The 22,719-nt window shown below is 74.0% G+C and carries 20 protein-coding genes; 7 read left to right on the top strand and 13 right to left on the bottom strand.

What is annotated here, in order from left to right:
• Positions 1 to 90 precede the first annotated feature (90 nt).
• The 6 genes from ABEB12_RS30155 to ABEB12_RS30130 are packed head-to-tail and all read right to left on the bottom strand — an operon-like array spanning position 91 to position 4,474.
• A complete protein-coding gene (locus ABEB12_RS30155) occupies positions 91 to 1,053 on the bottom strand; it encodes an ROK family protein (RefSeq protein WP_185065310.1) in 963 nt (320 codons plus the stop codon).
• Positions 1,047 to 1,493 (bottom strand): hypothetical protein, encoded by a 447-nt coding sequence (locus ABEB12_RS30150; RefSeq protein ID WP_185065309.1) that lies wholly within the window; start codon positions 1,491 to 1,493, stop codon positions 1,047 to 1,049. Before ABEB12_RS30150 ends, ABEB12_RS30155 begins: the two co-directional genes overlap by 7 nt.
• Positions 1,490 to 2,740, bottom strand: coding sequence for a TRC40/GET3/ArsA family transport-energizing ATPase (locus tag ABEB12_RS30145; RefSeq protein WP_185065308.1), 1,251 nt, complete (start codon positions 2,738 to 2,740; stop codon positions 1,490 to 1,492). Before ABEB12_RS30145 ends, ABEB12_RS30150 begins: the two co-directional genes overlap by 4 nt.
• 34 nt (positions 2,741 to 2,774) lie before the next feature.
• Positions 2,775 to 3,209, bottom strand: a complete 435-nt coding sequence (locus tag ABEB12_RS30140) for an SRPBCC family protein (RefSeq protein ID WP_185065307.1) — start codon at positions 3,207 to 3,209, stop codon at positions 2,775 to 2,777.
• Positions 3,210 to 3,246: 37 nt separating this feature from the next.
• Complete coding sequence (locus ABEB12_RS30135; RefSeq protein ID WP_185065306.1) at positions 3,247 to 4,044, bottom strand: metallophosphoesterase; 798 nt, start codon at positions 4,042 to 4,044, stop codon at positions 3,247 to 3,249.
• 7 nt (positions 4,045 to 4,051) lie between these two features.
• The gene (locus ABEB12_RS30130) at positions 4,052 to 4,474 is read right to left on the bottom strand and encodes a polyketide cyclase / dehydrase and lipid transport (protein ID WP_185065305.1); all 423 of its coding nucleotides are present in this window, start codon (positions 4,472 to 4,474) and stop codon (positions 4,052 to 4,054) included.
• Between the two features lie 157 nt (positions 4,475 to 4,631).
• On the opposite strand from ABEB12_RS30130, the gene ABEB12_RS30125 reads away from it, so the two are divergent.
• Complete coding sequence (locus ABEB12_RS30125) at positions 4,632 to 6,446, top strand: AMP-binding protein (RefSeq protein WP_185065304.1); 1,815 nt, start codon at positions 4,632 to 4,634, stop codon at positions 6,444 to 6,446.
• 67 nt (positions 6,447 to 6,513) lie between these two features.
• Here ABEB12_RS30125 and ABEB12_RS30120 read toward each other — a convergent pair whose 3' ends face one another.
• From ABEB12_RS30120 to ABEB12_RS30100, 5 genes are all read right to left on the bottom strand, one after another.
• Positions 6,514 to 7,662: a glycosyltransferase gene (locus ABEB12_RS30120; RefSeq protein WP_185065303.1), complete on the bottom strand. Its 1,149-nt coding sequence runs from the start codon at positions 7,660 to 7,662 to the stop codon at positions 6,514 to 6,516.
• Positions 7,663 to 7,733: 71 nt separating this feature from the next.
• A complete protein-coding gene (locus ABEB12_RS30115; RefSeq protein WP_185065302.1) occupies positions 7,734 to 8,996 on the bottom strand; it encodes a hypothetical protein in 1,263 nt (420 codons plus the stop codon).
• A 137-nt stretch (positions 8,997 to 9,133) separates the two neighbouring features.
• Entirely contained in the window at positions 9,134 to 10,174 is a 1,041-nt protein-coding gene (locus tag ABEB12_RS30110) for an NlpC/P60 family protein (RefSeq protein ID WP_185065301.1), read from the bottom strand.
• A 279-nt stretch (positions 10,175 to 10,453) separates the two neighbouring features.
• Positions 10,454 to 10,732, bottom strand: coding sequence for a hypothetical protein (locus ABEB12_RS30105; RefSeq protein ID WP_185065300.1), 279 nt, complete (start codon positions 10,730 to 10,732; stop codon positions 10,454 to 10,456).
• A 125-nt stretch (positions 10,733 to 10,857) separates the two neighbouring features.
• Complete coding sequence (locus ABEB12_RS30100) at positions 10,858 to 12,147, bottom strand: NYN domain-containing protein (RefSeq protein WP_185065299.1); 1,290 nt, start codon at positions 12,145 to 12,147, stop codon at positions 10,858 to 10,860.
• A gap of 59 nt (positions 12,148 to 12,206) precedes the next feature.
• Here ABEB12_RS30100 and ABEB12_RS30095 point away from each other — a divergent pair, with 59 nt between their 5' ends.
• Genes ABEB12_RS30095 through ABEB12_RS30075 form a run of 5 tightly spaced genes read left to right on the top strand, consistent with a single transcriptional unit; the run spans position 12,207 to position 19,606 of the window.
• Positions 12,207 to 13,916 (top strand): DEDD exonuclease domain-containing protein, encoded by a 1,710-nt coding sequence (locus ABEB12_RS30095; protein WP_185065298.1) that lies wholly within the window; start codon positions 12,207 to 12,209, stop codon positions 13,914 to 13,916.
• 34 nt (positions 13,917 to 13,950) lie between these two features.
• Positions 13,951 to 14,229 carry an Lrp/AsnC ligand binding domain-containing protein gene (locus ABEB12_RS30090; protein ID WP_185065297.1) on the top strand — a complete coding sequence of 93 codons (279 nt, stop codon included), beginning with the start codon at positions 13,951 to 13,953 and terminating at the stop codon, positions 14,227 to 14,229.
• 46 nt (positions 14,230 to 14,275) lie between these two features.
• The gene (locus ABEB12_RS30085; RefSeq protein ID WP_185065296.1) at positions 14,276 to 18,928 is read left to right on the top strand and encodes an ATP-dependent helicase; all 4,653 of its coding nucleotides are present in this window, start codon (positions 14,276 to 14,278) and stop codon (positions 18,926 to 18,928) included.
• A 38-nt stretch (positions 18,929 to 18,966) separates the two neighbouring features.
• Positions 18,967 to 19,197 (top strand): AbrB/MazE/SpoVT family DNA-binding domain-containing protein, encoded by a 231-nt coding sequence (locus ABEB12_RS30080; RefSeq protein ID WP_185065295.1) that lies wholly within the window; start codon positions 18,967 to 18,969, stop codon positions 19,195 to 19,197.
• Positions 19,198 to 19,213: 16 nt separating this feature from the next.
• Entirely contained in the window at positions 19,214 to 19,606 is a 393-nt protein-coding gene (locus ABEB12_RS30075) for a type II toxin-antitoxin system VapC family toxin (RefSeq protein ID WP_345703266.1), read from the top strand.
• A gap of 94 nt (positions 19,607 to 19,700) precedes the next feature.
• Here the strand turns inward: ABEB12_RS30075 and ABEB12_RS30070 are convergent, their stop codons facing one another.
• Complete coding sequence (locus ABEB12_RS30070; protein ID WP_185065293.1) at positions 19,701 to 20,882, bottom strand: aminotransferase class I/II-fold pyridoxal phosphate-dependent enzyme; 1,182 nt, start codon at positions 20,880 to 20,882, stop codon at positions 19,701 to 19,703.
• 37 nt (positions 20,883 to 20,919) lie between these two features.
• On the opposite strand from ABEB12_RS30070, the gene ABEB12_RS30065 reads away from it, so the two are divergent.
• Positions 20,920 to 21,738: an Fpg/Nei family DNA glycosylase gene (locus ABEB12_RS30065; protein WP_185065292.1), complete on the top strand. Its 819-nt coding sequence runs from the start codon at positions 20,920 to 20,922 to the stop codon at positions 21,736 to 21,738.
• On the opposite strand, the gene ABEB12_RS30060 is transcribed toward ABEB12_RS30065, so the two are convergent.
• Positions 21,735 to 22,574 carry a PspA/IM30 family protein gene (locus ABEB12_RS30060; protein WP_185065291.1) on the bottom strand — a complete coding sequence of 280 codons (840 nt, stop codon included), beginning with the start codon at positions 22,572 to 22,574 and terminating at the stop codon, positions 21,735 to 21,737. The two genes, ABEB12_RS30065 and ABEB12_RS30060, sit on opposite strands and share 4 nt — an antisense overlap.
• Positions 22,575 to 22,719 lie beyond the last annotated feature (145 nt).

The raw sequence follows: 22,719 nt of genomic DNA, 5'->3' as shown, positions 1-22,719 counted from the left end.
GCTGAAGCGACTGAATCAACCTGCTGAAGCGACTGAATCACCGTGCTGAAGTGACTGAATCACGCTGCTGGAGTGACTGAATCGGGGTGGTCAGCGGGTGGTGACCTGTTCCCTGGCCAGTTGGGCCGCGCCGATCACTCCGCCGTTGTCGGCGAGCTGCGCGGTGCGGATGCGGGCCAGCGGGCGGTGGCTGCCCCCGGTCAGCGTGCGCGCGTAGTGCTCCCTGGCCTCGTCCAGGAACAGCGGGGCCGAGCCGGAGACGCCGCCGCCGATGACCACCAGCTCCGGGTCGTAGATGTCGGCCACCAGAGCCAGCCCCTCCCCCAGCCAACGGGCCAGCTCGGCCATCGCGCGCTGGCCCAGCGGGTCGCCGTCGCGGGCGGCGGCGGCCACCTGCCGACCGGTAATCCCCCGGGCCTCCACCACGGTCTGCCGGGCCAGCATGGGTGAGGCGGCCGGGTCGGCGGCCAGCATCTCGACCAGCGTGGTGACCAGCGCGGTGCCGCTGCAGTAGCGCTCCCAGCAGCCCCGCTTGCCGCACGGGCAGGCCCGGCCGCCCGGCACCACCCGCAGGTGGCCCAGCTCCGGGGCCACGCCGTGCGCCCCCCGGTAGATCTGGCCGTCGATCAGCAGGGCGGCCCCGATCCCGGTGCCCAGGGCGATGAACACGATCGACCGCGCCCGCGATCCGGAACCGGAGGCCGCGCCGAACCGGCGTTCGGCCAGCGCCGCCGCGTTCGCGTCGTGCTCGATCACCACCGGCAGCATGCACTTGGCCGCGATCCGGTCGGCCACCGCGACCCCGCGCCACGGCAGGTGCGGGGCGAACCGGACCACCCGGCGGTCCGGGCTCACGAACCCGGCCAGGGCCAGCCCGACGGCGCGCACCGGGTGCCGGGCCACCAGCTCGTCGACCACGCCGACGATCGCCGCGTCCAGGGCGCTCTCCTCGGCCGGCGTCGGGGCGCGCGCGGTGTCCAGGACCGCGCCTTCGGGGTCGACCACGCCGGCCCGCACGCTGGTGCCCCCGACGTCGACGCCGATCGTCAGCACGGGCCGCCTGTATCGCCGTCGGGCGCCGAACTGGGCGCCCGACCCGAAGCGGCTCCGCCGTCGCCGTCGCGCACCACGGAGATGTGCTGCACCCGGGGCGACCGGAAGCCCCGGTGCCCTCCGGGGGCCTTCGGGGCCGGCCGGCCCGGCTTCGGCGGTGCGCCGGCTCCCTCCGCGAGGGCCGTGCGCAGGGCCTCCAGCAGCTCGCCGAACTGGTCGGCCAGCCGCACCGCCAGCTCCGAACGACCGCCCTGGAGCAGGGTGATCACCGCGCACACCGGACAGTTCGCGCAGCTGCTCGGCTCGGCCTCCGCACCGGCGGGCGGGGGCTGGGTCCGGATCCGTTCGACCAGCGGCTCCAGCATGTCCAACGCGCTGTCCGCGTAGGCCCGCCAGTCGTCCGCGACCGTGTCGTGGTCCGCGCACCGTTGCGTGTTCACCGGGACATCCAAACCGCCGGGTCGGGCCGGAACAGCACGACCAGCTCGTCCACCCCTACGCGGGCGCCCAGCACCTCGCAGCGGGCCAGTACGGCGGGCAGGGCGACCAGTCGCCGCACCCCGTCCACGGTGACCGCGAGGTCGTCGTCGATCCGGGTCAGCTCCAGGGGCGTGCGCTTGTCCAGCCCGGGCAGCCGCAGCGCCAGCTCGAACCGCGACTCCGCGTCGGTTCCGTCGCCGTCGGTGCGGCGCACCGAGAGCAGCGTCTCGGCCGGCGCACCCACCAGCGGCTCGTCGTCGCCGTAGACCGCCTCGGCCAGCTCGGCCAGCGCGGCGGTGCCGATCGGCTCGGCCGCCGTGTACGGCACGGCCCGGACCGAGCCCTCGGCCGCCCGGTCATGGCCCCAGAGGGCGGCCAGCTCGCCGAGCACCTCCTGCTGCTCGGCGTGCCTGGCCCGGACCCAGCGGGCCGCCGGGCCGCGCAGCGACGGCGCGATCGGCGGCACCACCCGGTTGGCCACGAGGCCGTCCACCCGCAGCCCGTGCAGGGCCAGCGCGGTCATGGTGCGCCGGCTCTCCGCCGCGACCAGTCGCTCCGGGGTGAGCACCAGGCGGATGCTGGTCGTGGTGTGGTCGGCCAGCATGGCGCGCAGCGTGGCCACCTGTTCGGCCAGCCGGCCCAGCGCGTCGGCGGCGTCGTCCCAGTCGCCGGTGGCCGGGCGGCCGGTGGCCCCGGAGATGCCGGCCAGCAGGCCCCGAACCGCGCGCCGGTGCGCCGGGTAGAGCCGTTCCAGGTAGCCGGCCACCGCCTCGGGCAGCCCGAGCAGGCGCAGCGTCTCGGCGGTCGGCCCGCAGTCCACGATCACCACGTCCCACGGGCCGGTGCGGGCCAAGCGCTGCACCTCGGCCAGCGCGAGCAGCTCCTCCACACCGGGCAGCCAGGTCAGCTCCTCGGCCACCAGCTCGTCCACGCCGGCCCCGGCGAGCACCGTGCGGAGGTGTCCACGCAGCTCACCCCAGGCGCCGGCGAGCAGCGCCCGGTTGTCCAGGTGCGCGGCGGACAGCCCCTGCTCCACCTCGACGGCGTCGCCGGTCAGCCGGACGTCCAGCGCATCGCCCAGCGAGTGCGCCGGGTCGGTGGAGACGACCAGGGCCTTGCGCCCGCTCCGGGCAACCCGGACAGCGGTGGCAGCGGCGAGCGTGGTCTTGCCCACGCCGCCCTTCCCGGTGAACAGCAGGATCCGCACCGTGCCCTACCCCGTTCCGCACATCGGTCGGATTTCAGCCTTCGACGCGGCGCTTCAGCTCGCGCAGCGCCGTATCGATGATGATCTTCTCGGCCTTCCGGCGGAGCATCCCGATCATGGGGATGGTCAGCTCCACGCTCAGCGAGTAGGTCACCTTGGTGCCGGCACCGGCCGGTTCCAGCACGTAGGAGCCCTGTTGCGCCTTCTGCACCTGCCCCTTGGTGAGGTGCCAGCGGACCGACAGCCCATCCTGCGCCCAATCGTAGGCCAGCGTATAGGTGTCCTTGAACACGCCGGCGTCGAGGCCGAACCGCACCTCGGCCGCCCGCTCGCCGGCTCCCGGGTCGACGACCTCGGCGGTACGCACCGCGTTGGCCCACTCCGGATAGGCGGGAAAGTCGGCGATCACCGCCATGATCCGTTCCGGCTCGGCATCGATGGTGATGGACTGCGTGGTCGAGTCGGCCATGGCCGCAGAGGCTACCGGCGCGCTCCGGACCGCCCGACTACCAGGTCAGCACAAAGGCTCGCTCCGTGCGCCGGAAGTGGCCGACGTTGACGCACTCGGTCCGCCGCACCCGGGCTCGCGGCACCATCGGCTGGTGCACGTGCCCGAACAGCGCCGCCCTCGGCCGGTGCCGCTCGATGACCTCGAGCAGCGCGTCGCTGCCGATCTCGGCCCGCCGGGTGACCACGTCGTAGGTCAACTCGGGCACCCTGGGCGGCACGTGGCTGCACAGCACGTCGACCGCGCCCAGCGCGGCGCAGGCGTCGGCGTACTCCCGCCACGGGCGCACGTACGGGCGCCACGGCCCGCGCCGGGCCGGTTCGATCCGCTCCAGCGCCGGCGGCAGCGGAAGGCCGCCGACGAAGCCGAAACGCAGCCCGTCCAGCTCCGCCACCTGGCCGTCCAGCATGTGCACGCCGGGCGCGGCGAACTCCGGCCACAGGTGCGGCAGGTCCACGTTCCCCGGGGTGAGGTAGGCCGGCGCCGGCAGGGCGGCGAACAGCCGCCCGTACTGCTCCCGGACCGCGTCCTCCAGGGTGGCCCTGGGGTCGGCCAGCCGCTGCCAGAGGGAACCGGTGAAGTCGCGCAGCTCACCGGGCCGGCCCTCGGCACGGATCCGGGCGAACTGGCCGACCGCCTCCGGCCCGAACACCCGGCCGAGGATGCCCCCGGAGTGGTCCGCGTAGTCCACGAAGTCGATCAGATCGCCGAGCACCATCAGGGCGTCCGCCCCATCCCCCGCCCTGGCCAACGCCTCGGCGTTGCCGTGAACGTCGGAGACCACGTGGACCCGCATCGGCGGCTCAGCGGCCGTTGGTCGGCAGGGCCAGCGGGATCTGGGGTGGCTCGCCCGGGGGCCGGCCGCGCTCGAGCCGGTCCTTGAGGCCGAGCGCGATGGACTTGGCGGCGCGCTGGCGGCGGGCGATCTCGGCGCCCGCCTTGCGCCACGGCAGCGGCTTCGGCCGGCCCTCCCGGTCGACCGGGTCGGCGCGCAGGTAGTAGTGCAGCACGGTGCCGTCCAGCACCTCTTCCAGCCAGACCTCCATGCTGCCCACCAGCGCCCCGCCGACGGTCCAGCGGATGCCCCGCTCCCCCCGGTCGGTGACCACCGTCAGGCGCAGGTCCGGCCAGTACCGCGTCCAACTGGACGGGTCGGCGAACTCGCTGGCCAGCCGGGCCGGCGGCACGGTGAGGAAGGTCTCGTCCACCACGTCCACGCTGCTCACCGGGCACCCCCGGGCGCCCGCACGACTCCGTACATGCCTCCGGAGGTTAGTCGGCGCCACCGCATCCAGTGCGCGGGCCGCGATCACCGACACCTACCTACCGCCGGGTAGCCGATATACGGTGTGCGAAGGGGACGGTCGGATAGGAGATGAGCCGATGCGGGAGTACCTGGTTCCGGCGGTCGAACGGGTGGGGGACGAGGAGAGCCTGTCCGACACGGTGTTCCACAACGCCGAGAATTACCCGGACACGGTCAGCTTCCGGCGCAAGGTGGACGGCCGCTGGGTGGACGTGACCGCGGCCGAGTTCGCCGAGCAGGTCACCTCGGTGGCCCGGGGCCTGATCGCCGCCGAGGTGGCCAGGGGCGACCGGGTGGCCATCCTGTCCCGCACCCGCTACGAGTGGACGCTGGTCGACTACGCCATCGCGGCGGTCGGCGCGACCACCGTGCCGATCTACCAGACCTCGTCCACCGAGCAGGTCCACTGGATCCTGGCCGACTCGGGCGCCACCGCCGCCCTGGTGGAGTCCGACCAGCACCACGGTGAGGTGGCCGCGCTGCGCGACCAGTTGCCCGCCCTGCGGCACGTCTGGCAGATCGAGCCGACCGACCCGGCCGACCGGCCGGCCGCCGTGGACCACCTGGTCGAGCTGGGCGCCGCCGTACCGGCGGACGAAGTGGCCCGGCGCCGCGCCGAGGTGCGCGCCGACGACCTGTCCACGCTGATCTACACCTCCGGCACCACCGGCCGGCCGAAGGGTTGCGAGCTGACCCACCGCAACCTGCTGACCGAGCTGAAATCGGCCCAGCTGGGCTTCCCCCAACTACTCACCTCGGACAACTCGCTCCTGCTCTTCCTGCCGCTGGCCCACGTGCTGGCCAAGGTCATCCAGTGCGGCGGGATCTACACCCGCACCACCGTCGGACACGTCTCGGACACCTCGAACCTGCTCGCCGACCTGGCCGAGTTCCAGCCCAGCTTCGTGCTGTCCGTGCCCAGGGTGTTCGAGAAGGTGTTCAACGCCGCGCGCCAGAAGGCGCACGCCTCGGGCAAGGGCAGGATCTTCGACGCGGCGGCGGAAACCGCCGAGGCGTGGAGCCGGGCCCAGCCCTCCCCCGGTGTCGGGCTGCGGTTGCGGCACGCGCTGTTCGACCGGCTGGTGTACGCCAGGCTGCGCGCCGCGCTGGGCGGCCGGTGCGTGGCGGCCGTGTCGGGCGGGGCGCCGCTGGGCGAGCGGCTGGGCCACTTCTTCCGGGGCGCCGGGCTGCCGGTGTACGAGGGCTACGGGCTGACCGAGACCACCGGCGGGGCCACGGTGAACACGCCCGACGCGCAGCGCGTCGGCACCGTCGGCCGGCCGCTCACCGGCGGCGGGGTGCGGATCGCGGAGGACGGGGAGATCCTGCTGCACGGCGACATCGTGTTCCGGGGGTACTGGAACAACCCGGCGGCCACCGAGGAGGCGCTGGAGGACGGCTGGTTCCACACCGGCGACCTCGGCGAGCTGGACGACGCGGGCTTCCTGCGCATCACCGGCCGGAAGAAGGAGCTGATCGTCACCGCCGGCGGCAAGAACGTCGCCCCCGCCGTGCTGGAGGACCGGCTGCGGGCGCACCCGCTGATCAGCCAGTGCATGGTGGTCGGGGACGGCCAGCCGTTCATCGCCGCACTGGTCACCCTGGACCAGGAGGCGCTGCCGGCCTGGCGGGAGGCGCACGGCAAGCCCGCCCCGTCGGACCCGGCCGACCCGTCCGACCTGGTCGACGACCCGGACCTGCTCGCGGAGATCGACGCCGCCGTGAAGGAGGCCAACCTGGCCGTCTCGCACGCCGAGGCGATCAAGAAGTTCAAGGTGCTCCCGGTCGACTTCACCGAGTCGGGCGGCGAGCTCACGCCCACCATGAAACTCAAGCGCAACGTGGTCGCCAAAACCTACGCCGCCGAGATCGCCACCCTCTACACCCCCTGATTCAGTGCGTTCAGCAGCCTGGTTCGGTGCTTTCAGCAGCCTGGTTCGGTAAACGGTGTTGACTGAATCACCCTGCCAAAGGCACTGAATCAGGCTGGTGGAGGAAGGTGGTTAGGCGGTCGGCGGCGGTGGACCACTGCCAGTCGCGGCACATCCACGCCCGCCCGGCGGCACCCATGGCCGCGGCCCGGTCCGGGTCGGCGAGCAGGCCGGCCAGCGCGTCGGCCAGTGCTGACACGTCCCGGCCGTCCACCACCTCGCCGGTCTCCCCCGGGCGCACCGTCTCCGGGGCGCCGCCGGAGCTTCCGGCCAGCACCGGCAACCCGCAGGCGGCCGCCTCCAGCAGCACGATGCCGAGGCCCTCGACGTCCAGCCCGCCGCCCCGGGTTCGGCAGGGCAGGGCGAACACGTCCGCCACGGCGTGGTGCGCGGGCAGCTCGTCCCAACGGACCGGACCGGTGAACACCACGTGCTCGGCCACCCCGTGCCGGGCGGCCAGCTGGCGCAGCCGGTCGGCGTACGACCCGTGCCCGACCAGCAGCAACGCCGCGCCGGGGATCCGGGACCGCACCGAGGGCAGCGCGGCGATCAGGGCATCCTGCCCCTTGCGCGGCACCAGCCGGGAGACGCAGCCCACCACCGGGCGGTCGCCGAGCCGGTAGCGCGCCCGCAGCTCGGCGCGGGCCGCCGGATCCGGCCGGTACCGGTCGGTGTCGATGCCCGATGGGAGCCGTTCCAACGCGGCCAGCGGGCCGAACGCGGCGGCGAACCGGCGCCGGGTGTAGTCGGAGACCACGGTCACCACGTCGGCGTGCCGGCCGATGTGGCGCAGCGTCTGGCGGGCCGCCGGAAGCATCGACCAACCCACCTCGTGACCGTGCGTGCTGGCCACCACCCGCTCGACGCCGGCCCTGCGGCGCAGCCCGGGGGCCAGCACGGCGAGCGGGGCGGCCGCGCCGAACCACACCGAGCGGCAGCCGTAGCGGCGGGCCAGCTCCTCGGCCCGGCGGGCCACCGGCGGCACCGGCAGCATGAGCGAGCCGGGGTGCCGGTGCACCGGGTACGGCAACGCGGCGTCATGCTCCTCGGCGCCGGGCCAGGCCGGCGCGTAGACCACGATCTCCCCGGCCGGCAGCCGACCGGCCAGCTCGGCGAGATAGGCCTGAATACCGCCCGCCCGGGGCGGGAAGTCGTTGGTAACCAGCAAGGTCGGCATCGCGGACCAGGCTAGCGGGCCCCGCGCGCGCCAAACTGGGCGCACGCTCGGCAAGCGCGTTCCGCGCTAGCTCACTCGACCTCGTCCGCCAGCTCGTCGTGCCAGTCGTCCATCAGGTCGTCCAGGTCCTTGCCCAGGGTGGCGCGCAGCGTCTGGTCCAGCCGGGGCTGCGCGGTCGCGCCGGGTTCGGCGGCCAGGCTCCGGTACAACCCGACCACGCCCTTCGGGCCGACCCGCTCGCCGACGAGCCGCATCAGGCTCCAGGACTGCTGGTAGGCGAGCATCAGTCCGGGGCCTCGGAACGCCCCGTCCGGCGGCGGGTAGTCGGGCAGCTGCTCCCGGCGGGCCTGCTCGAGCAGCGCCGGGGCCGCCTCGGCGATGGCCAGCCCGCTGTCCAGGTACCCGACGTACTCGGCGAAGCCTTCCTTGAGCCACAGCGGCGCCCGGTCGTCCGTGGCCACCTGCGCCGCCACGTGGGTGATCTCGTGGCGCAGCACAACGCGCACCGCGGTCGGCCCGAGCTGCACCGACTGCCCGGGGTTGATCACCACGCGTTGCCCCCACGCCTTGCCGGCCGCCCGGTCCACCCGGTCGGCCAGGGTGATCGCGGCGATCGAGTCGGCCGGGTCGCGCGGACCCAGCAGCGCGCGCAGCTCGGCCGGGCCGCCGGGGACCAGCACGGCCACCCGCCCCGGCCACCCGGGACCCCACACGGCGGTGACGGCGGCGACGCTGCCGTCCAGCTCCTTGGCCAGCAGGTCGATCAGCGGGGCCGACGCGGGGTGGCCGATCACCAGGCCGTGTTCCGCCCGCGCCACGTGGCAGGGGCCGAAGTCCCAGACCCCCCGCCAGGTCGGCCGGCCGACCTCGTCCAGCGCGGTGTCCGAGGCCAGGTACCAGGAGTCGCCCCGCCGCAGGTAGAGGTAGCCGGCCGGCCGGCCCGTCACCTCGAGGTCGGCGCCGGCCAGGGCGTAACGCAGCTCGGTGCGGGGCGCCCACACCTCGTCGGCCGAACGGTCCACCTGGGACCGGGGAACGTCCGAGGGGTCGGCGGCATCGAAGAGGTACTCCCAGCTGGCCAGGGGCACCGCGGCCAGGTTGGCGAACAGCGCGAGCTGCGCATCCCGGAACTCGGGCGCGGCCTTCGGGTCCAGGGTGGCGGCGAACCCGGCCCGGTCGCGGGCGCGGATGGCCTCGGCCCGCCGGCGCAGCAGGTCGGTGACGCCGGCCTTGGCCTCCTCGGAGGGCGCCACCGTCCGGTCGATCACGTGCGGGCCGGTGGGCATCCCGGCGCCGAACACCGCGACGATCAGGCTGGCGATCAACACCAGCACGGCGCCGGACGCGCCGAGCAGGTGGACGTGGCTCAGTGGCCGCTCGGTCCAGAGGTGCGGCGGCGGCCGGTGAGTCGGGACACCGGCCGCCGCCCGCCGCGGGGAGCGGATTGGTCTTTCAGCCGTGGGATGCTCGCTTACAGTCGGCGAGCGCCGGCATAGCTCTTCATCTTGGACAGCTCGGTGTACCGGACGGTGTCGCCGGTCTGCACCGCGTTCAGCACCTTGCCGTCACCGGCATAGAACCCGACGTGGCTGACTGGGTGGTAGAAGAAGACCAGGTCACCGGGCTGCAGCTGGCTCCTGGACACCGGCCGGCCCACCTGGGCCTGCGCGGAACTGGACCTCGGCATGGTGATGCCGACCTTCTGGAAGGCCCAGAAGACGAGGCCGGAACAGTCGAAGCTGCGCTGCCCCTCGGCGCCCCACACGTACGGGCCGCCGATCCGGGACATCGCCGCCTTCAGCGCGAGCGCACCCTTGCCGCCGCCGAGCACCACACCCACCGGGTCGCCGATCGACTTGGTGCGGTCCGCGCGCTCGGATGGGGACAACCGGCCGAGCAGCCGCTCCGCCTGGGCGATCCGCGCGTCGGCCTCCTTCTTGCGCTTGCCGATGTCCTCCACCGCCTGGCGGGCCTCGTCGGTCGCCTTGGCGGCCACCGCGACCGCCTGGTCGGCATTCGCGCGAGCCTTGCGCGCGTCGGCCACCAGCCGCTGGGCCTGGTCCAGAACGGACTTCTGGTCGGCGCTGTACATCTCCAGCGTGGTCATCTGGTCGAGGAAGTCGCTCGGCGAGTCGCTGAGCACGAGCGCGTTCAGCTCGTCCAGACGCCCGCCCTCGGCCGCCCGGGCGACCACCTGGTCCAGCTGGCCCCGGAACTTCTCCTCCGCCGCCTCGGCCCGGCTGGCCGCCTGGCGGGCCGGCACCACGGCCGCCTTGGCCCGGGTGGCCTCGTCGCGCTTGGCGTCCAGGTTGTCCTTGGCCTCGTGCCACTGCTCGGTGAGCTGCTCGGCGTCGTGCTGGGCGTCCGCCAACTGCGCACGGGCGTCCGGCTTGGGCGGCGCCGGGGCCGGGTCGGCGGCGGCCGGGCTGGCGAAGAGCGCGCTTGCGGCCAGGGCTAATGCGGTCGCGGAGAGTGCGCCAACAAAGGAGCGCAGGTTTCCGCTGGGCGCCACGACGCCGGTCTCCTTCCCTGAAACCACCGCTGGCGGCGCGCGAAGCCGGGGAGGCGGGAACCAGCTGGGGATCTGGCTCGACTCGCGCAAACCACTGACGGCGGCGACCTCACGGTGCCAATCGGGGAGCGAATGGCAAACGGCCCACTGAGGTCTCGGGGAGATTACGGAGCGCCGCGTGCCACGTCCAGAAGGGCACTCAGCCGGCGTGGCGCGGCAGCCACCGGACCCCAGTCGTCACTTGGGGTGAACGGCGGACGCACTATTCAGCTATCTGCTCTACCCAGCGTTACTGAATCCGTCTCCGATCCTCGGGTTGGGTGACGCTCGGCGCGGCTGGCTGGGCACCAGGCGCAACCTCGGCACCAGTCCCTGGTCGGCAAGAACACTCAGCGCCCGGCACTCCGGTGCGTCGAACTGCAAGCTTCGAGCGCCGGACGGCAGGTTGGCGCCGGCCGAACCGGCACCGGGCACCTCGGGGATGCCGAGCAACACACCCACCACACAGTCCTGGCAGGCGTTGCCGCGCACCTCGCACCGGTCACAGTCGACGATCATCACAGAGTCCCTTCGATGAACTGGTCAGCGACACGGCAGACGCTAGGGCGACACCCCGACAGTTTCGGGTTTCACCAGCTCACAGGCCCGGAACCGAGGTCGTTTCAGCCAGCCGTGAAGGGTGTTCAGCCCCGGCTGAGCAGGCGCAGCAACACCGCCGCCGCCAGCGGGTAGGCCCCCGCCCGGCGGACCGATTCGGCGACCGCGCGGTCCGAGCTGGCCACCACCAGCGGCCGGCCCTGTGGCTCGGCGCGGACCAGGTCCCTGATCACGTCGTCGGCCAGCACACCGGGATCGGAGAAGAGCACCCGCACCCCGCGTGGCTGCCGCCCGGTCCCGGCCGCCACCGAGGCGCCGTCGAACACCACGGTGACCTCCGCACCGGTCCGCGCGGCGAGCACGCCGAGCGCGCCGACCAGCCGGGAGCGCTGGTCGAACAGGGGCAGGTCGGGGTAGGCGGACTTGCTCACGTTGTAGCCGTCCACGATCAGGTGGGCCATGGGCAGCCCGAGCAGCCGGTCCAGCACCGCCGCGTCCGGCACCCAGGACGGTCCCGGCCGGGGCGCCGCCGAACCCGCCACCAGGTCGGCCGGGCGGGCGCCGGTGGTGTCCAGCGCCAGCTCCCGGCGCAGCCCGGTCAGCGCCCCGTCCAGCGTCTCCACCAGCAGGGCCAGCCGCACCTCGTCCGAGCGGCGGGCCTCGCGGGCGGCCTGGCGGGCGCCGCTGGCCTGGTCCCTGGCCCGCTCGGCCTGCGCACGGTCGGCGGCCGCCTTGTCCCGCGCGCGGTCCCGCTCGGCCAACGCCGAGGCCAGCTGCTCGGCGCCGGTCCGGCGCAGCTCGGCCAGCTCGGCGCGCACCGACGCCGCCTCGTCCCGGGCGGCGCGCAGCTCCGTGCCCTGTTGCCGGAACCGCTGGCGCAGCTTGGCCAGCTCCTGGTCCCGCTCGGTGTGCTGGTCCCGCGCGCCGGCCCTGGCGTCCGCCAGCTCGGCCCGCAGCCGCTCCAGCTCGCCGCCGAGCTTCTCCACCCGGGCCAGCGCGGCGTCCCGCTCCGCCCGCAACGCGCCGAGATCGACCCGCTCGGCGATCATTTTCAACCGCTCGTCGACGTCCGGTTCGTCCGCCAGCAGCGCTCCGGCGGCCACGCCGACCGGGTCCGCGCCCGGGCTGGCGAGCTCCTCCGGCCGGTGGTTCATCCACCAGGCGAGCACGGCGCCCCGGAAGGCCGGCGAGTCGCGCAGCTCGCCGACCAGCTGCCGCGCGCCGACCCGGGCCCGCTTGCTCGGGGTGAAGTGGGCCAGCCGGCGCAGCGACGGCGGCACGTCCCCGGTCGGCAGCTCGACCAGGGCCGCCGAGGCGAGCTCGGCCAGACGGGCGCGCACCGGATCCGGCAACGCGTTCCATGCCTGCTCACCCATCTAACTAGGTTAGTCGCGCACGACCGGAAACGTCGGGGTCAGGTCCTACCGTCCGGTGAATGCCACAGTTGTCATTCGACGAGCTCGGCATCCCGCTGCGCGAGGTGACGTTCGTCGTGGTGGACCTGGAGACCACCGGGGGCAGCGCGGGCACCGACGCCATCACCGAGGTGGGCGCGGTGAAGGTGCGGGGCGGCGAGCGGCTCGGCGAGCTGTCCACGCTGGTCGACCCGGGCACCGGGATCGCGCCCTCGGTGGTCGCGCTCACCGGCATCACCCGGGCGATGGTCACCGGTGCGCCGCGCATCGGCGCCGTGCTCCCCAGCCTCCTGGAGTTCTGCGCGGGCGCGGTACTGGTGGCGCACAACGCCCCGTTCGACACCGGTTTCCTGCGCGCCGCCTGCGCCCGGCACGACCTGGCGTGGCCCCGGCCGGCCGTGCTGTGCACCGCGCGGCTGGCCCGGGCGGTGCTGCCCGCCGGGGAGACGCCCACGGTCCGGCTGAGTGCGCTGGCCGAGCTGTTCGGCACCACGACCCGGCCGACGCACCGCGCGCTGGACGACGCCCGGGCCACCGTCGAGGTGCTGCACGCCCTGCTGGAACGGGTCGGCAACCTGGGCGTGCACAGCCTGGAGGAGCTGCTCGCGCTGGCCGCGAGCGCCGCCGGCACCCGGCCCACCGATGCCCAGCGGCGCAACCGGAAGCTGGCCGAGCACCTGCCGAACGCGCCGGGGGTGTACCTGTTCCGCGGCGCCCGGGAGGAGGTGCTCTACGTGGGAACCAGCGGTGACCTGCGCAAACGAGTGCGCTCCTACTTCACCGCCGCCGAGCGGCGGCGCCGGGTGCGGGACATGGTCGCCCAGGCCGTCCGGGTGGACGCGGTGGAGTGCGCGCACGCGCTCGAGGCGAGGGTGCGCGAGCTGCGCCTGATCGGCGCGCACCGGCCGAGGTACAACCGGCGCTCCCGCACGCCCAACCACGCCTGGTGGGTGGCGCTCACCGACGAGCCCTTCCCCCGGCTGTCCGTGGTCAACCGGCCGAGGGACGGCGCGCTGGGGCCGTTCCGGGCCCGGGCGCTGGCCGTGGCGGCGGTGGACGCGCTGCAGGACGCGGTGCCGATCCGCCGGTGCACCCAGCGCATCTCGGCCCGCGCCCCGAAGGGCAGCGCCTGCGTGCTGGCCGAGCTGGGCCGGTGCGGCGCGCCGTGCACCGGGCGGCAGAGCGTGGCGGACTACGCGCCGCTGGCCGAGGCGGTGGCCGGGCTGTTCGCCGGCCGGTCGGACGGGCCGCTGGACACGCTGGCCGAGGAGGTGGGCCGGCTGGCGACCGACGAGCGGTTCGAGGCGGCCGCCGTGCGCCGAGACCGGCTGGCCGACCTGATCGGCGCGCTGGACCGGGCGCAGCGGCTCACCGCACTGGCCGCGCTGCCCGAGCTGACCGCCGCGCACCCGGACGGGGCGGGCGGCTGGGAGTTCGCCGTGATCCGGCACGGCCGGCTGGCCTCGGCCGGGGTGGCCCGGCGCGGCGTGCCGCCGATGCCCGTGGTGGAGGCGCTGCTGGCCGGCGCGGAGACGGCGCGGACCGGTCCCGGCCCGCTGTTCGGCGCGCCCGAGGAGGAGGTGTCCGCGCTGCTGCGCTGGGTGGACCGGCCGGGCACCCGCCTGGTCCTGGCCGCCACGCCGTGGGCGGAGCCGGCCCGGGGCGCCGGCCGCTGGCGGCCGTGGCTCGCCAAGAGCGTGGCGCGGACCCGCGCGGACAAGTCGTCCTAAGATCGGACACACCCGCGCCCGCGAAGGAGCCGCCGTGATCACCGCGTTCGTCATGATCCACACCGCCGCCGACCGGATTCCCGAGGCGGCGCAGGCGATCGCCGACCTGGACGGCGTGGCCGAGGTCTACTCCTGCGCCGGCGACGTGGACCTGATCGCGGTGGTCCGGGTGCGCCAGCACGAGGACCTGGCCGAGGTGATCGCCGGCGGGGTGAGCAAGGTGCCCGGCGTGCGGCAGACCGACACCCACATCTCGTTCCGCTCCTACTCCCGCCGGGACGTCGAGGAAGGCTTCGACGTCGGCCAGGTGTAACCGAGCCGCGCCGGAAACTGTCGGGGTGGCCGGCCATGATGGACCCGTGGACGCACTGACCGGCTTCTCCCCCGCGACCAGGAACTGGTTCGCCGGGGCATTCGCCGCGCCCACCGCCGCCCAGGAGGGGGCCTGGGCGGCGGCGCGGGCCGGCAAGCACGCGCTGGTGGTCGCGCCCACCGGCTCGGGCAAGACGCTGGCCGCGTTCCTCTGGGCGCTGGACCGGCTGGCCAGCGAGCCGGTGCCGGACGAACCCAAGCACCGCTGCCGGGTGCTCTACGTCTCCCCGCTCAAGGCGCTGGCCGTGGACGTCGAGCGCAACCTGCGGTCCCCGCTGGCCGGCATCCGGCAGGCCGCGCATCGGCTGGGCCGGCCGGAACCGGACATCACCGTCGGCATGCGCACCGGGGACACCCCGGCCGACGACCGCCGCCGGTTCGGCCGTACCCCGCCGGACGTGCTGGTGACCACCCCGGAGTCGCTGTTCCTGTTGCTCACCTCGTCGGCGCGGGAGTCGCTGCGCGGGGTCACCACGGTGATCGTGGACGAGGTGCACGCGGTGGCCGGCACGAAACGCGGCGCGCACCTGGCGCTGTCCCTGGAGCGGCTGGACGAGCTGCTGAACGACGGCCCGGCGCAACGCATCGGCCTGTCGGCCACGGTCCGGCCGGTCGACGAGGTGAGCGCGTTCCTGGCCGGCAACCGGCCGGTCGAGGTGATCCGCCCGCCCATCCCGAAGACCATCCAGGTCGAGGTGGAGGTCCCGGTGCCGGACCTGGCCGCGCTGGACGTCAACCCCGAGCCGGGCAGCTCCGACGAGGAAGTGGTCGGCTCGGCATCCGGGGCGGCGCGGCGGCCGTCCATCTGGCCGGCGGTGGAGCGCCGGGTGCTGGAGCTGGTCCGCCAGCACCGGTCGACCATCGTGTTCGCCAACTCCCGGCGGCTCGCCGAGCGGCTCACCGCCAAGCTGAACGAGCTGGCCACCGGCGAGCAGGAGCTGCAACCCGGCGATGCCTTCCCGGCGGAGGCGATCGGCGAGTCCGGCCTGGCCACCGGGGCCGAGGCGGTGGTGGCCAAGGCGCACCACGGGTCGATGTCCCGCGAGCAGCGGACCCTGGTGGAGGAGGAGCTCAAGGCCGGCCGGCTGCCCTGCGTGGTGGCCACGTCCAGCCTGGAGCTGGGTATCGACATGGGCGCGGTCGACCTGGTCATCCAGGTGGAGGCGCCGCCCAGCGTGGCGTCCGGGCTGCAGCGGGTGGGCCGGGCCGGGCACCAGGTGGGCGCGGTGTCCCGGGGCGTGGTTTTCCCGAAGTACCGGGGCGACCTGGTTTCCTGCGCGGTGGTGGCGGAACGCATGGCGACCGGCGCCATCGAGTCGCTGCGTTACCCGCGCAACCCGCTGGACGTGCTCGCCCAGCACATCGTGGCGATGGTGGCCATGGAGCCGTGGACGGTCGGCGACCTCGGCGCGCTGGTCCGCCGCGCGGCCCCGTTCGCCGCCCTGCCTGACTCGGCCCTGCACGCCACCCTGGACATGCTGGCCGGGCGCTACCCCAGCGAGGACTTCGGCGAGCTGCGCGCCCGGATCACCTGGGACCGGGTGACCGACGAGCTGCGCGGGCGGCCGGGGGCGCAGCGCCTGGCGGTCACCTCGGGCGGCACGATCCCGGACCGGGGCCTGTTCACCGTGATGACCCCGGGCGGCGCGGACGGCGCCGGGTCGCGGGTCGGCGAGCTGGACGAGGAGATGGTCTACGAGTCGCGGGTGGGCGACACGTTCCTGCTCGGCACCTCCTCCTGGCGGGTGGAAGACATCACCCACGACCGGGTGGTGGTCACGCCGGCGCCGGGGCAGCCCGCCCGGATGCCGTTCTGGAAGGGCGACGCGCCGGGCCGCCCGCTCGAGCTGGGCCGGGCGGTCGGCGCCTTCGTACGGGAGCTGTCCACGCTGGGCGCCGAGCATGCCCGGGAACGGGTCGCGGCGGCCGGCCTGGACGAGTGGGCGGCCGACAACCTCCTCGCCTACCTGGCCGAACAGCGCGACGCCACGAAGCACGTGCCCAGCGACCGCACGGTGCTGGTGGAGCGGTTCCGGGACGAGCTCGGCGACTGGCGGATGGTCGTGCACTCCCCGTTCGGCGCCCAGGTGAACGGTCCGTGGGCGCTGGCCATCGCGGCCCGGATGCGCGAGCGGCGCGGCGTCGAAGTCAGCGCCGCCAGTGCCGATGATGGCATCGTGCTGCGGCTGCCCGACGCCCTCGACGACTCCGGCACCGAGGTGCTGCCCACCGCCGACGACGTGCTGCTCGCCCCGGACGAGGTGGAGCGGATCGTGGTCGACGAGCTGGGCAACTCGGCGCTGTTCGCCGCGCGGTTCCGGGAGTGCGCGGCCCGCTCGCTGCTGCTTCCCCGGCGCGACCCGCGCCGGCGGACCCCGCTGTGGCAGCAACGCCAGCGGTCGGCCCAGCTGCTCACCGTGGCCAGCCGCTTCGCTTCGTTCCCGGTCTCCCTCGAGGCGATGCGGGAGTGCGTGCAGGACGTCTACGACCTGCCCGGGCTGCGCGAGCTCATGGCCGACGTGGCCGCGCGCAAGGTGCGGGTGGTGGAGGTGACCACGCCGTCCCCGTCACCGTTCGCCCGGGGCCTGCTGTTCGGCTACGTGGGCATGTTCCTCTACGAGCTGGACGCCCCGCTGGCCGAGCGCCGGGCCGCCGCGCTCTCCCTGGATGCCACGCTGCTCGCCGAGCTGCTCGGCTCCGAGGCCATGCGCGAGCTGCTGGACCCCGAGGTGCTCGCCGAGATCGAGGCCGAGCTGCAGCGCCTGGCCCCCGGCCGGCACGCCCGGGACGCCGAGGGGGCGGCCGACCTGCTGCGGTTCCTCGGCGACCTGACCACCGGGGAAGCGGCCGCGCGCGGCATCCACGAGGCCTGGCTGGCCGAGCTGGAATCGGCCCGCCGGGCGATCCGGGTGCGCATCGCCGGGCAGGAGCGCTGGCTGGCCATCGAGGACGCGGGCCGGGTTCGGGACGCGCTGGGCGCCGCGCTGCCGGTCGGTGTGCCCGAGGCGTTCACCGAGCCGGTGGCGGACCCGCTGGGCGAGCTGCTCACCCGGTACGCCCGCACGCACGGTCCGTTCGAGGCCGCCGAGGCGGCCGAGCGGTTCGGGCTGGGTGTGGCGGTGGTTCGCGGCGTGCTGGACCGCCTGGTCGGTGCCGGCCGGCTGGTCCGGGGCGAGCTGCGGCCGGTGCGCGAGCAACACAGTCCGGGCGCGGTCGGTGCGCCGGAGTACTGCGACGCCGAGGTGCTGCGCCGGCTGCGCCGGGCGTCCCTGGCCAGGCTGCGCGCCGAGGTGGAGCCGGTGGAACCGGCGGCGCTCGGCCGGTTCCTGCCGGCCTGGCACGGCTGCGTCGGCTCCGCCGGTTCGACCCGGCCCGGCGGGCGGCTGCGCCGGGCTCCCGGCGCGGACGACGTGCTCTCCGTGGTGGAGCAGCTGGCCGGCGCGCCGATCCCGGCCAGCGCACTGGAGTCGCTGGTGCTGCCGGCCCGGCTGCCCGGGTACGTCCCCGCGCTGCTGGACGAGCTGACCGCGGCCGGCGAGGTCACCTGGACCGGGTGCGGCTCGCTGGCCGGCGGGGACGGCTGGCTGGCCCTCGCCCCGGCGGACGTCGCCGACCTGCTGCTGCCCGACCCCGAGCCCGAACCGCCGGCCACGCCGCTGCACAACGCCGTGCTGGCCGCGCTGGACGGCGGCGGGGCGCTGTTCTTCCGGCAGCTCGCGGACACCGCCGCCGCCGCGCTGCGCGCCGCCGAGGAGCCGGCACCGGACGACGCGACGCTGGTCGCCGCGATCTGGGACCTGGTCTGGGCCGGCCTGCTGGGCAACGACACGCTCGGCCCGGTGCGCGCGCTGACCTCGGGCCGGGGCGCGGCGCACAAGGCCCGCCCGAGCGCGCCGAGGGGCCGGTACGCCCGGCTGCGCGGCGCCGGCTACCGGGGCCGGCCGAACATGCCCAGCCGCACCGGGCCGCCGACCGTGGCCGGCCGCTGGTCCCTCGCCCCGCCGAGGGAGACCGATCCCACCCGCCGCGCGCACGCCCGCACCGAGTCGTTCCTGGAGCGGCACGGCGTGCTGACCAGGGGCGCGCTGGGCACCGAGCGCGTGGACGGCGGGTTCGCCGGGATCTACCGGATCCTGCGGGCCATGGAGGAGTCCGGGCGCTGCCGGCGCGGCTACGTCGTAGAGGGGTTGGGCGCCGCCCAGTTCGCCGTGCCGGGTGCGATCGACCGGCTGCGCGCGCTGGCCCGCGAGCCGGACCAGCCCGGCGCCGCGCCGACCACCATGGTTCTCGCCGCCGCCGACCCGGCCCAGCCGTGGGGCGCCGCCCTGCCCTGGCCGGCCACGACCGGGGACGCCAAACACCGGCCGGGGCGCAAGGCCGGTGCGCTGACCGTCCTGGTGGACGGCTCCCCCACGCTGTACGTGGAACGGGGCGGCCGGTCGCTGCTGTCCTTCACCGAGGACGAGCCCGCCCTGCGCGCGGCGGCGACCGCGCTGGCCGGCGCGGTCCGGGAGGGCTGGCTGGGAACGCTGGCCGTGGAGCGCGCGGACGGTGTCGGCTCGCTGTCCAGCCACCTCGCCGACATCCTCACCGAGGCCGGCTTCCGCGCCACCCCGAAGGGCCTACGCCTGCGCGCCTGACAACCCAGTTGCAGTAATACCAGTGCTACTCTTACCAGGTGCGCATCACCAGCAAGGGCCAGATCACCATTCCCCAGCAGGTGCGCCGAGAGCTCGGCCTCGAGCCCGGCGACGAGGTGGCCGTCATTGTCGGCGAGGACGGCACCGCCCGCATTATTCCAGCCACCGGGCCGAGCACCCGGGGCGAACGAATCGTCGCCGCGCTGACCGGCAAGGCCGAGGTCGGGCTCAGCACTGATGAGATCATGGCTCTCACCCGAGGTGAATGACAGCGACCGGGGAACATTGGTCGACTCCAACATCCTGCTCGACCTGCTCACCGAGGATCAGCGCTGGTACGCGTGGTCGGCCGAACAGCTCGCGCTCGCATCCGATCGCGGCCCTCTGGTGATCAACCAGATCGTCTACGGCGAGATCTCGCACGGCTTCATCAACATCGAGGCGTTGAACGAGGCACTCGGCGAGGATCGCTTCGTGCGCAACAACCTGCCGTGGGAGGCGGCGTTCCTCGCGGCGCGGGCCTACCGGACGTACCGGAAGCGGGGTGGCACCCGCACATCAACCCTGCCGGACTTCTTCATCGGAGCCCACGCCGCCGTACTCAAACTGCGCCTGTTGACCCGAGACGCAACCCGCTATCGCACCTACTTCCCCACCGTCCACCTGATCGCCCCTTGATCCCCCAGCTCACACTCACGCTTCGGTGCTGACACACGGACTGCAGGTCGTGTGCCAGCGCCAAGGGGCGTGCGCGCGCGGGAGGGGAAACGGGTCAGCGGGGGCGGGTTTCGGCGAGGAACTCGGCTACGCGGTCCAGGGCCTTTTCGATGTTCTCTTCCGAGTTGGCGTAGGAGACGCGCAGGTAGCCCTCCCCCAGCTCGCCGAAGTCCGGGCCGCCGATCACCGCCACACCGGCCCGCTCGAGCAGCGCGGTGGCCAGCGCGGACGCCGACCAGCCGGTCTCGGTGATGTTGGGGAACGCGTAGAACGCCCCGTGCGGCGACAGGCAGGACACCCCGGGCAGCTGGTTCAGCCGCCTCACCGCCGTCTTCCGGCGCTTGTCGAACTCGGCGACCATTTCCTCCACCGCGTCCTGCGGCCCCTCCAGCGCGGCCATCCCGGCGTACTGTGCGGCGGCATTCACGCAGCTCCACGAGTTGACCGCGAACCGGCGGAACCGGTCCACCAGCGCGGTCGGCCAGATCGACCAGCCCAGCCGCCAGCCGGTCATCGCGTAGGTCTTGGACCAGCCGTTCAGCAGGATCAACCGGTTGCGGATCTCCGGGAAGCGCAGCAGCGACACGTGCTCGGCCTCGCCGTAGACCATCCGGTCGTAGATCTCGTCGGAGAGCACCGCCACATTGGGGTGCTCGAGCAGGCCGGCGACCAGCCGGTGCACCTCGGAGCGCGGGGTCACCCCGGCGGTCGGGTTGGCCGGCGAGTTCACGATCAGCAGCCGGGTGGCCGGGGTGATCAACCCGAGCAGCTCCTCGGCGGAGAATGCGAACCCGTTGGCCTCCCGGATCGGCACCGGCACCGGCGTCGCACCGGTGAACTCGATCATCGACCGGTAGATCGGGAAACCCGGGTCCGGGTAGAGGATCTCCGCCCCGGGCTCGCCGAACATCATGATCGCGGCAAACATGGTGACCTTCCCGCCCGGCACGATCATCACCCGGTCGGCCGGGATGGTGACGCCCGTGCGGCCGGCCACGTGCGCCGCCACCGCCTCGCGCAGCGGCAGGATGCCGGTGGTCTCGGTGTAGCCGTGGTTGCCGTCCCGGAGCGCCCGCACGGCCGCCTCGATGACGTGGTCGGGCGGCAGGAAGTCCGGCTGGCCGATGCCCAGGTTGATCACGTCGTGGCCCTGGGCGTTCAGCTCGGCGGCCCGCGCCAGCACCGTGAACGCGTTCTCGTCACCGAGCCGGTCGAAGCCGGCCACCGTCCGCAACATATGCACTCCCGTTCTCCCCCTGGCACGATCTCCCACCATGCCCGAGGGCGACACCGTTTACCTCACCGCGCGCCGGCTGCACGCCGCACTGGCCGGCGAACGACTGGTGCGCGGCGAGCTGCGCCACCCCACCCTGGTCGAGCACGATCTCGCCGGGCGCACCGTGTCCGAAGTCCGTAGCATCGGCAAGCACCTGTTCACCCGGTTCGACGGCCAGCTCAGCCTGCACAGCCATCTACGCATGGACGGTAGCTGGCACCTCTACCGGCCGGCCGACCGGTGGCGCCTCCCGGCCCACCACGCCCGCGCCGTGCTGGCCACGCCGACCCGGTTGGCGGTGGGATTCCGGCTGCACGATCTCGCCCTGCTGCCCACCGGCGACGAGCACGAGCTGGTCGGACACCTCGGCCCCGACCTGCTCGACCCCGCCTGGAGCCAGGGGCACCTGGACGACGCGGTGCGCCGGTTCACCGCCCGGCCCCGCGCCGAGCTGGGCCTGGCCCTGCTCGAGCAGCGGGTGGTCGCCGGCATCGGCAACCTGTACAAGGCCGAGGTCTGCTTCCTGCTCGGGCTCTCGCCGTGGACACCGGTGCGCGACGTGCCGGCCCCGGTGCGGGCGATCACCCTGGCCCGGGAGCTGCTGCGGCGCAACGCCGACCGGCCGCAACAGTCCACCACCGGCGAACTCGGCCGGGGACGCGAGCAGTGGGTGTACGGCCGCGCCGGGAAACCGTGCCGGCGCTGCGGTACCCGGATCCGCGCGGGCGAGCAAGGCGACGGGGTTTACGCCCGCGTCGCCTACTACTGCCCACGCTGCCAACCCGGTCCGGTCCCCGGCCGGGACGCGGGGCGCTAGGACTGCTTGTTCTCCTGCGACTGGCTCTGCTCCTGGCCTGCCCCGGTGCCGCCGGCGGTGACCTGCTTAGGGCCGCTGGCGTCCAGCTGCTGCTGACCGGCGGCACCCCCGGCAGCGCCTCCCATCGACGCCCGGATCTGCTCCAACCGGGAGGCTCCGGCCATGTCGACGGTGGCCTGCTGCACCTCGAGCATGCGGCCCTGCACCGAGTTCTGGGCCAGCTCGGCCGATCCCAGCGCGTTCGCGTACCGCTTCTCGATCTTGTCCCGGACCTCCTCCAGCGACGGGGTGTTCCCCGGCGCGGCGAGCTCGGACATCTGCTGCAGCGACTTCGCCGACTCCTCCTGCATCTTCGCCTGCTCCAGCTGGCTGAGCAGCTTGGTGCGCTCGGCGATCTTCTGCTGCAGAATCATCGAGTTCCGCTCGACCGCCGCCTTGGCCTGCTGGGCGGCGCCCAGCGACTGGTCGTGCAGCACCTTCAGGTCCTCCACCGACTGCTCGGCGGTGACCAGCTGGGTCGCGGTGACCTGCGCGGCGTTCTCGTACTGCTGGGCCTTCGCCACGTCGCCCTGCGACCGGGCCTGGTCGGCCAGCACCAGGGCCTGGCGGGCCGAGTTCTGGTACTTCTCGATCTCCCCCAACTGCCGGTTCAGCTTCATCTCCAGCTGCCGCTGGTTACCGATCACAGCGGCGGCCTGCTGGGACAGCGCCTGGTGCTGCCGCTGAGCCTCCTCGATGGCCTGCTGGATCTGCACCTTGGGATCGGCGTACTCGTCCACCTTGGACGAGAACAACGCCCCCAGGTACTTAAAGGCCTTCACGAAACCGTTGGCCATCTCCTCCGCCTGCCTGTCCCTCGAGCCACGTCTACCGGATCCCATGGTGTCAGCGAACGCGCGCCGCTTCCACCAAAGTTGACGATATCGGGGATCACCCTGACCCCCGTGCTCAGGGCCACCGGGGCAAACCCGGTTGTCAGGG

Source organism: Actinospineispora eucalypti (genome assembly GCF_039543365.1).
GTDB classification, from domain to species: Bacteria; Actinomycetota; Actinomycetes; order Mycobacteriales; family Pseudonocardiaceae; genus Pseudonocardia; species Pseudonocardia eucalypti.
This window is presented reverse-complemented; position numbering and strand designations above follow the sequence as displayed.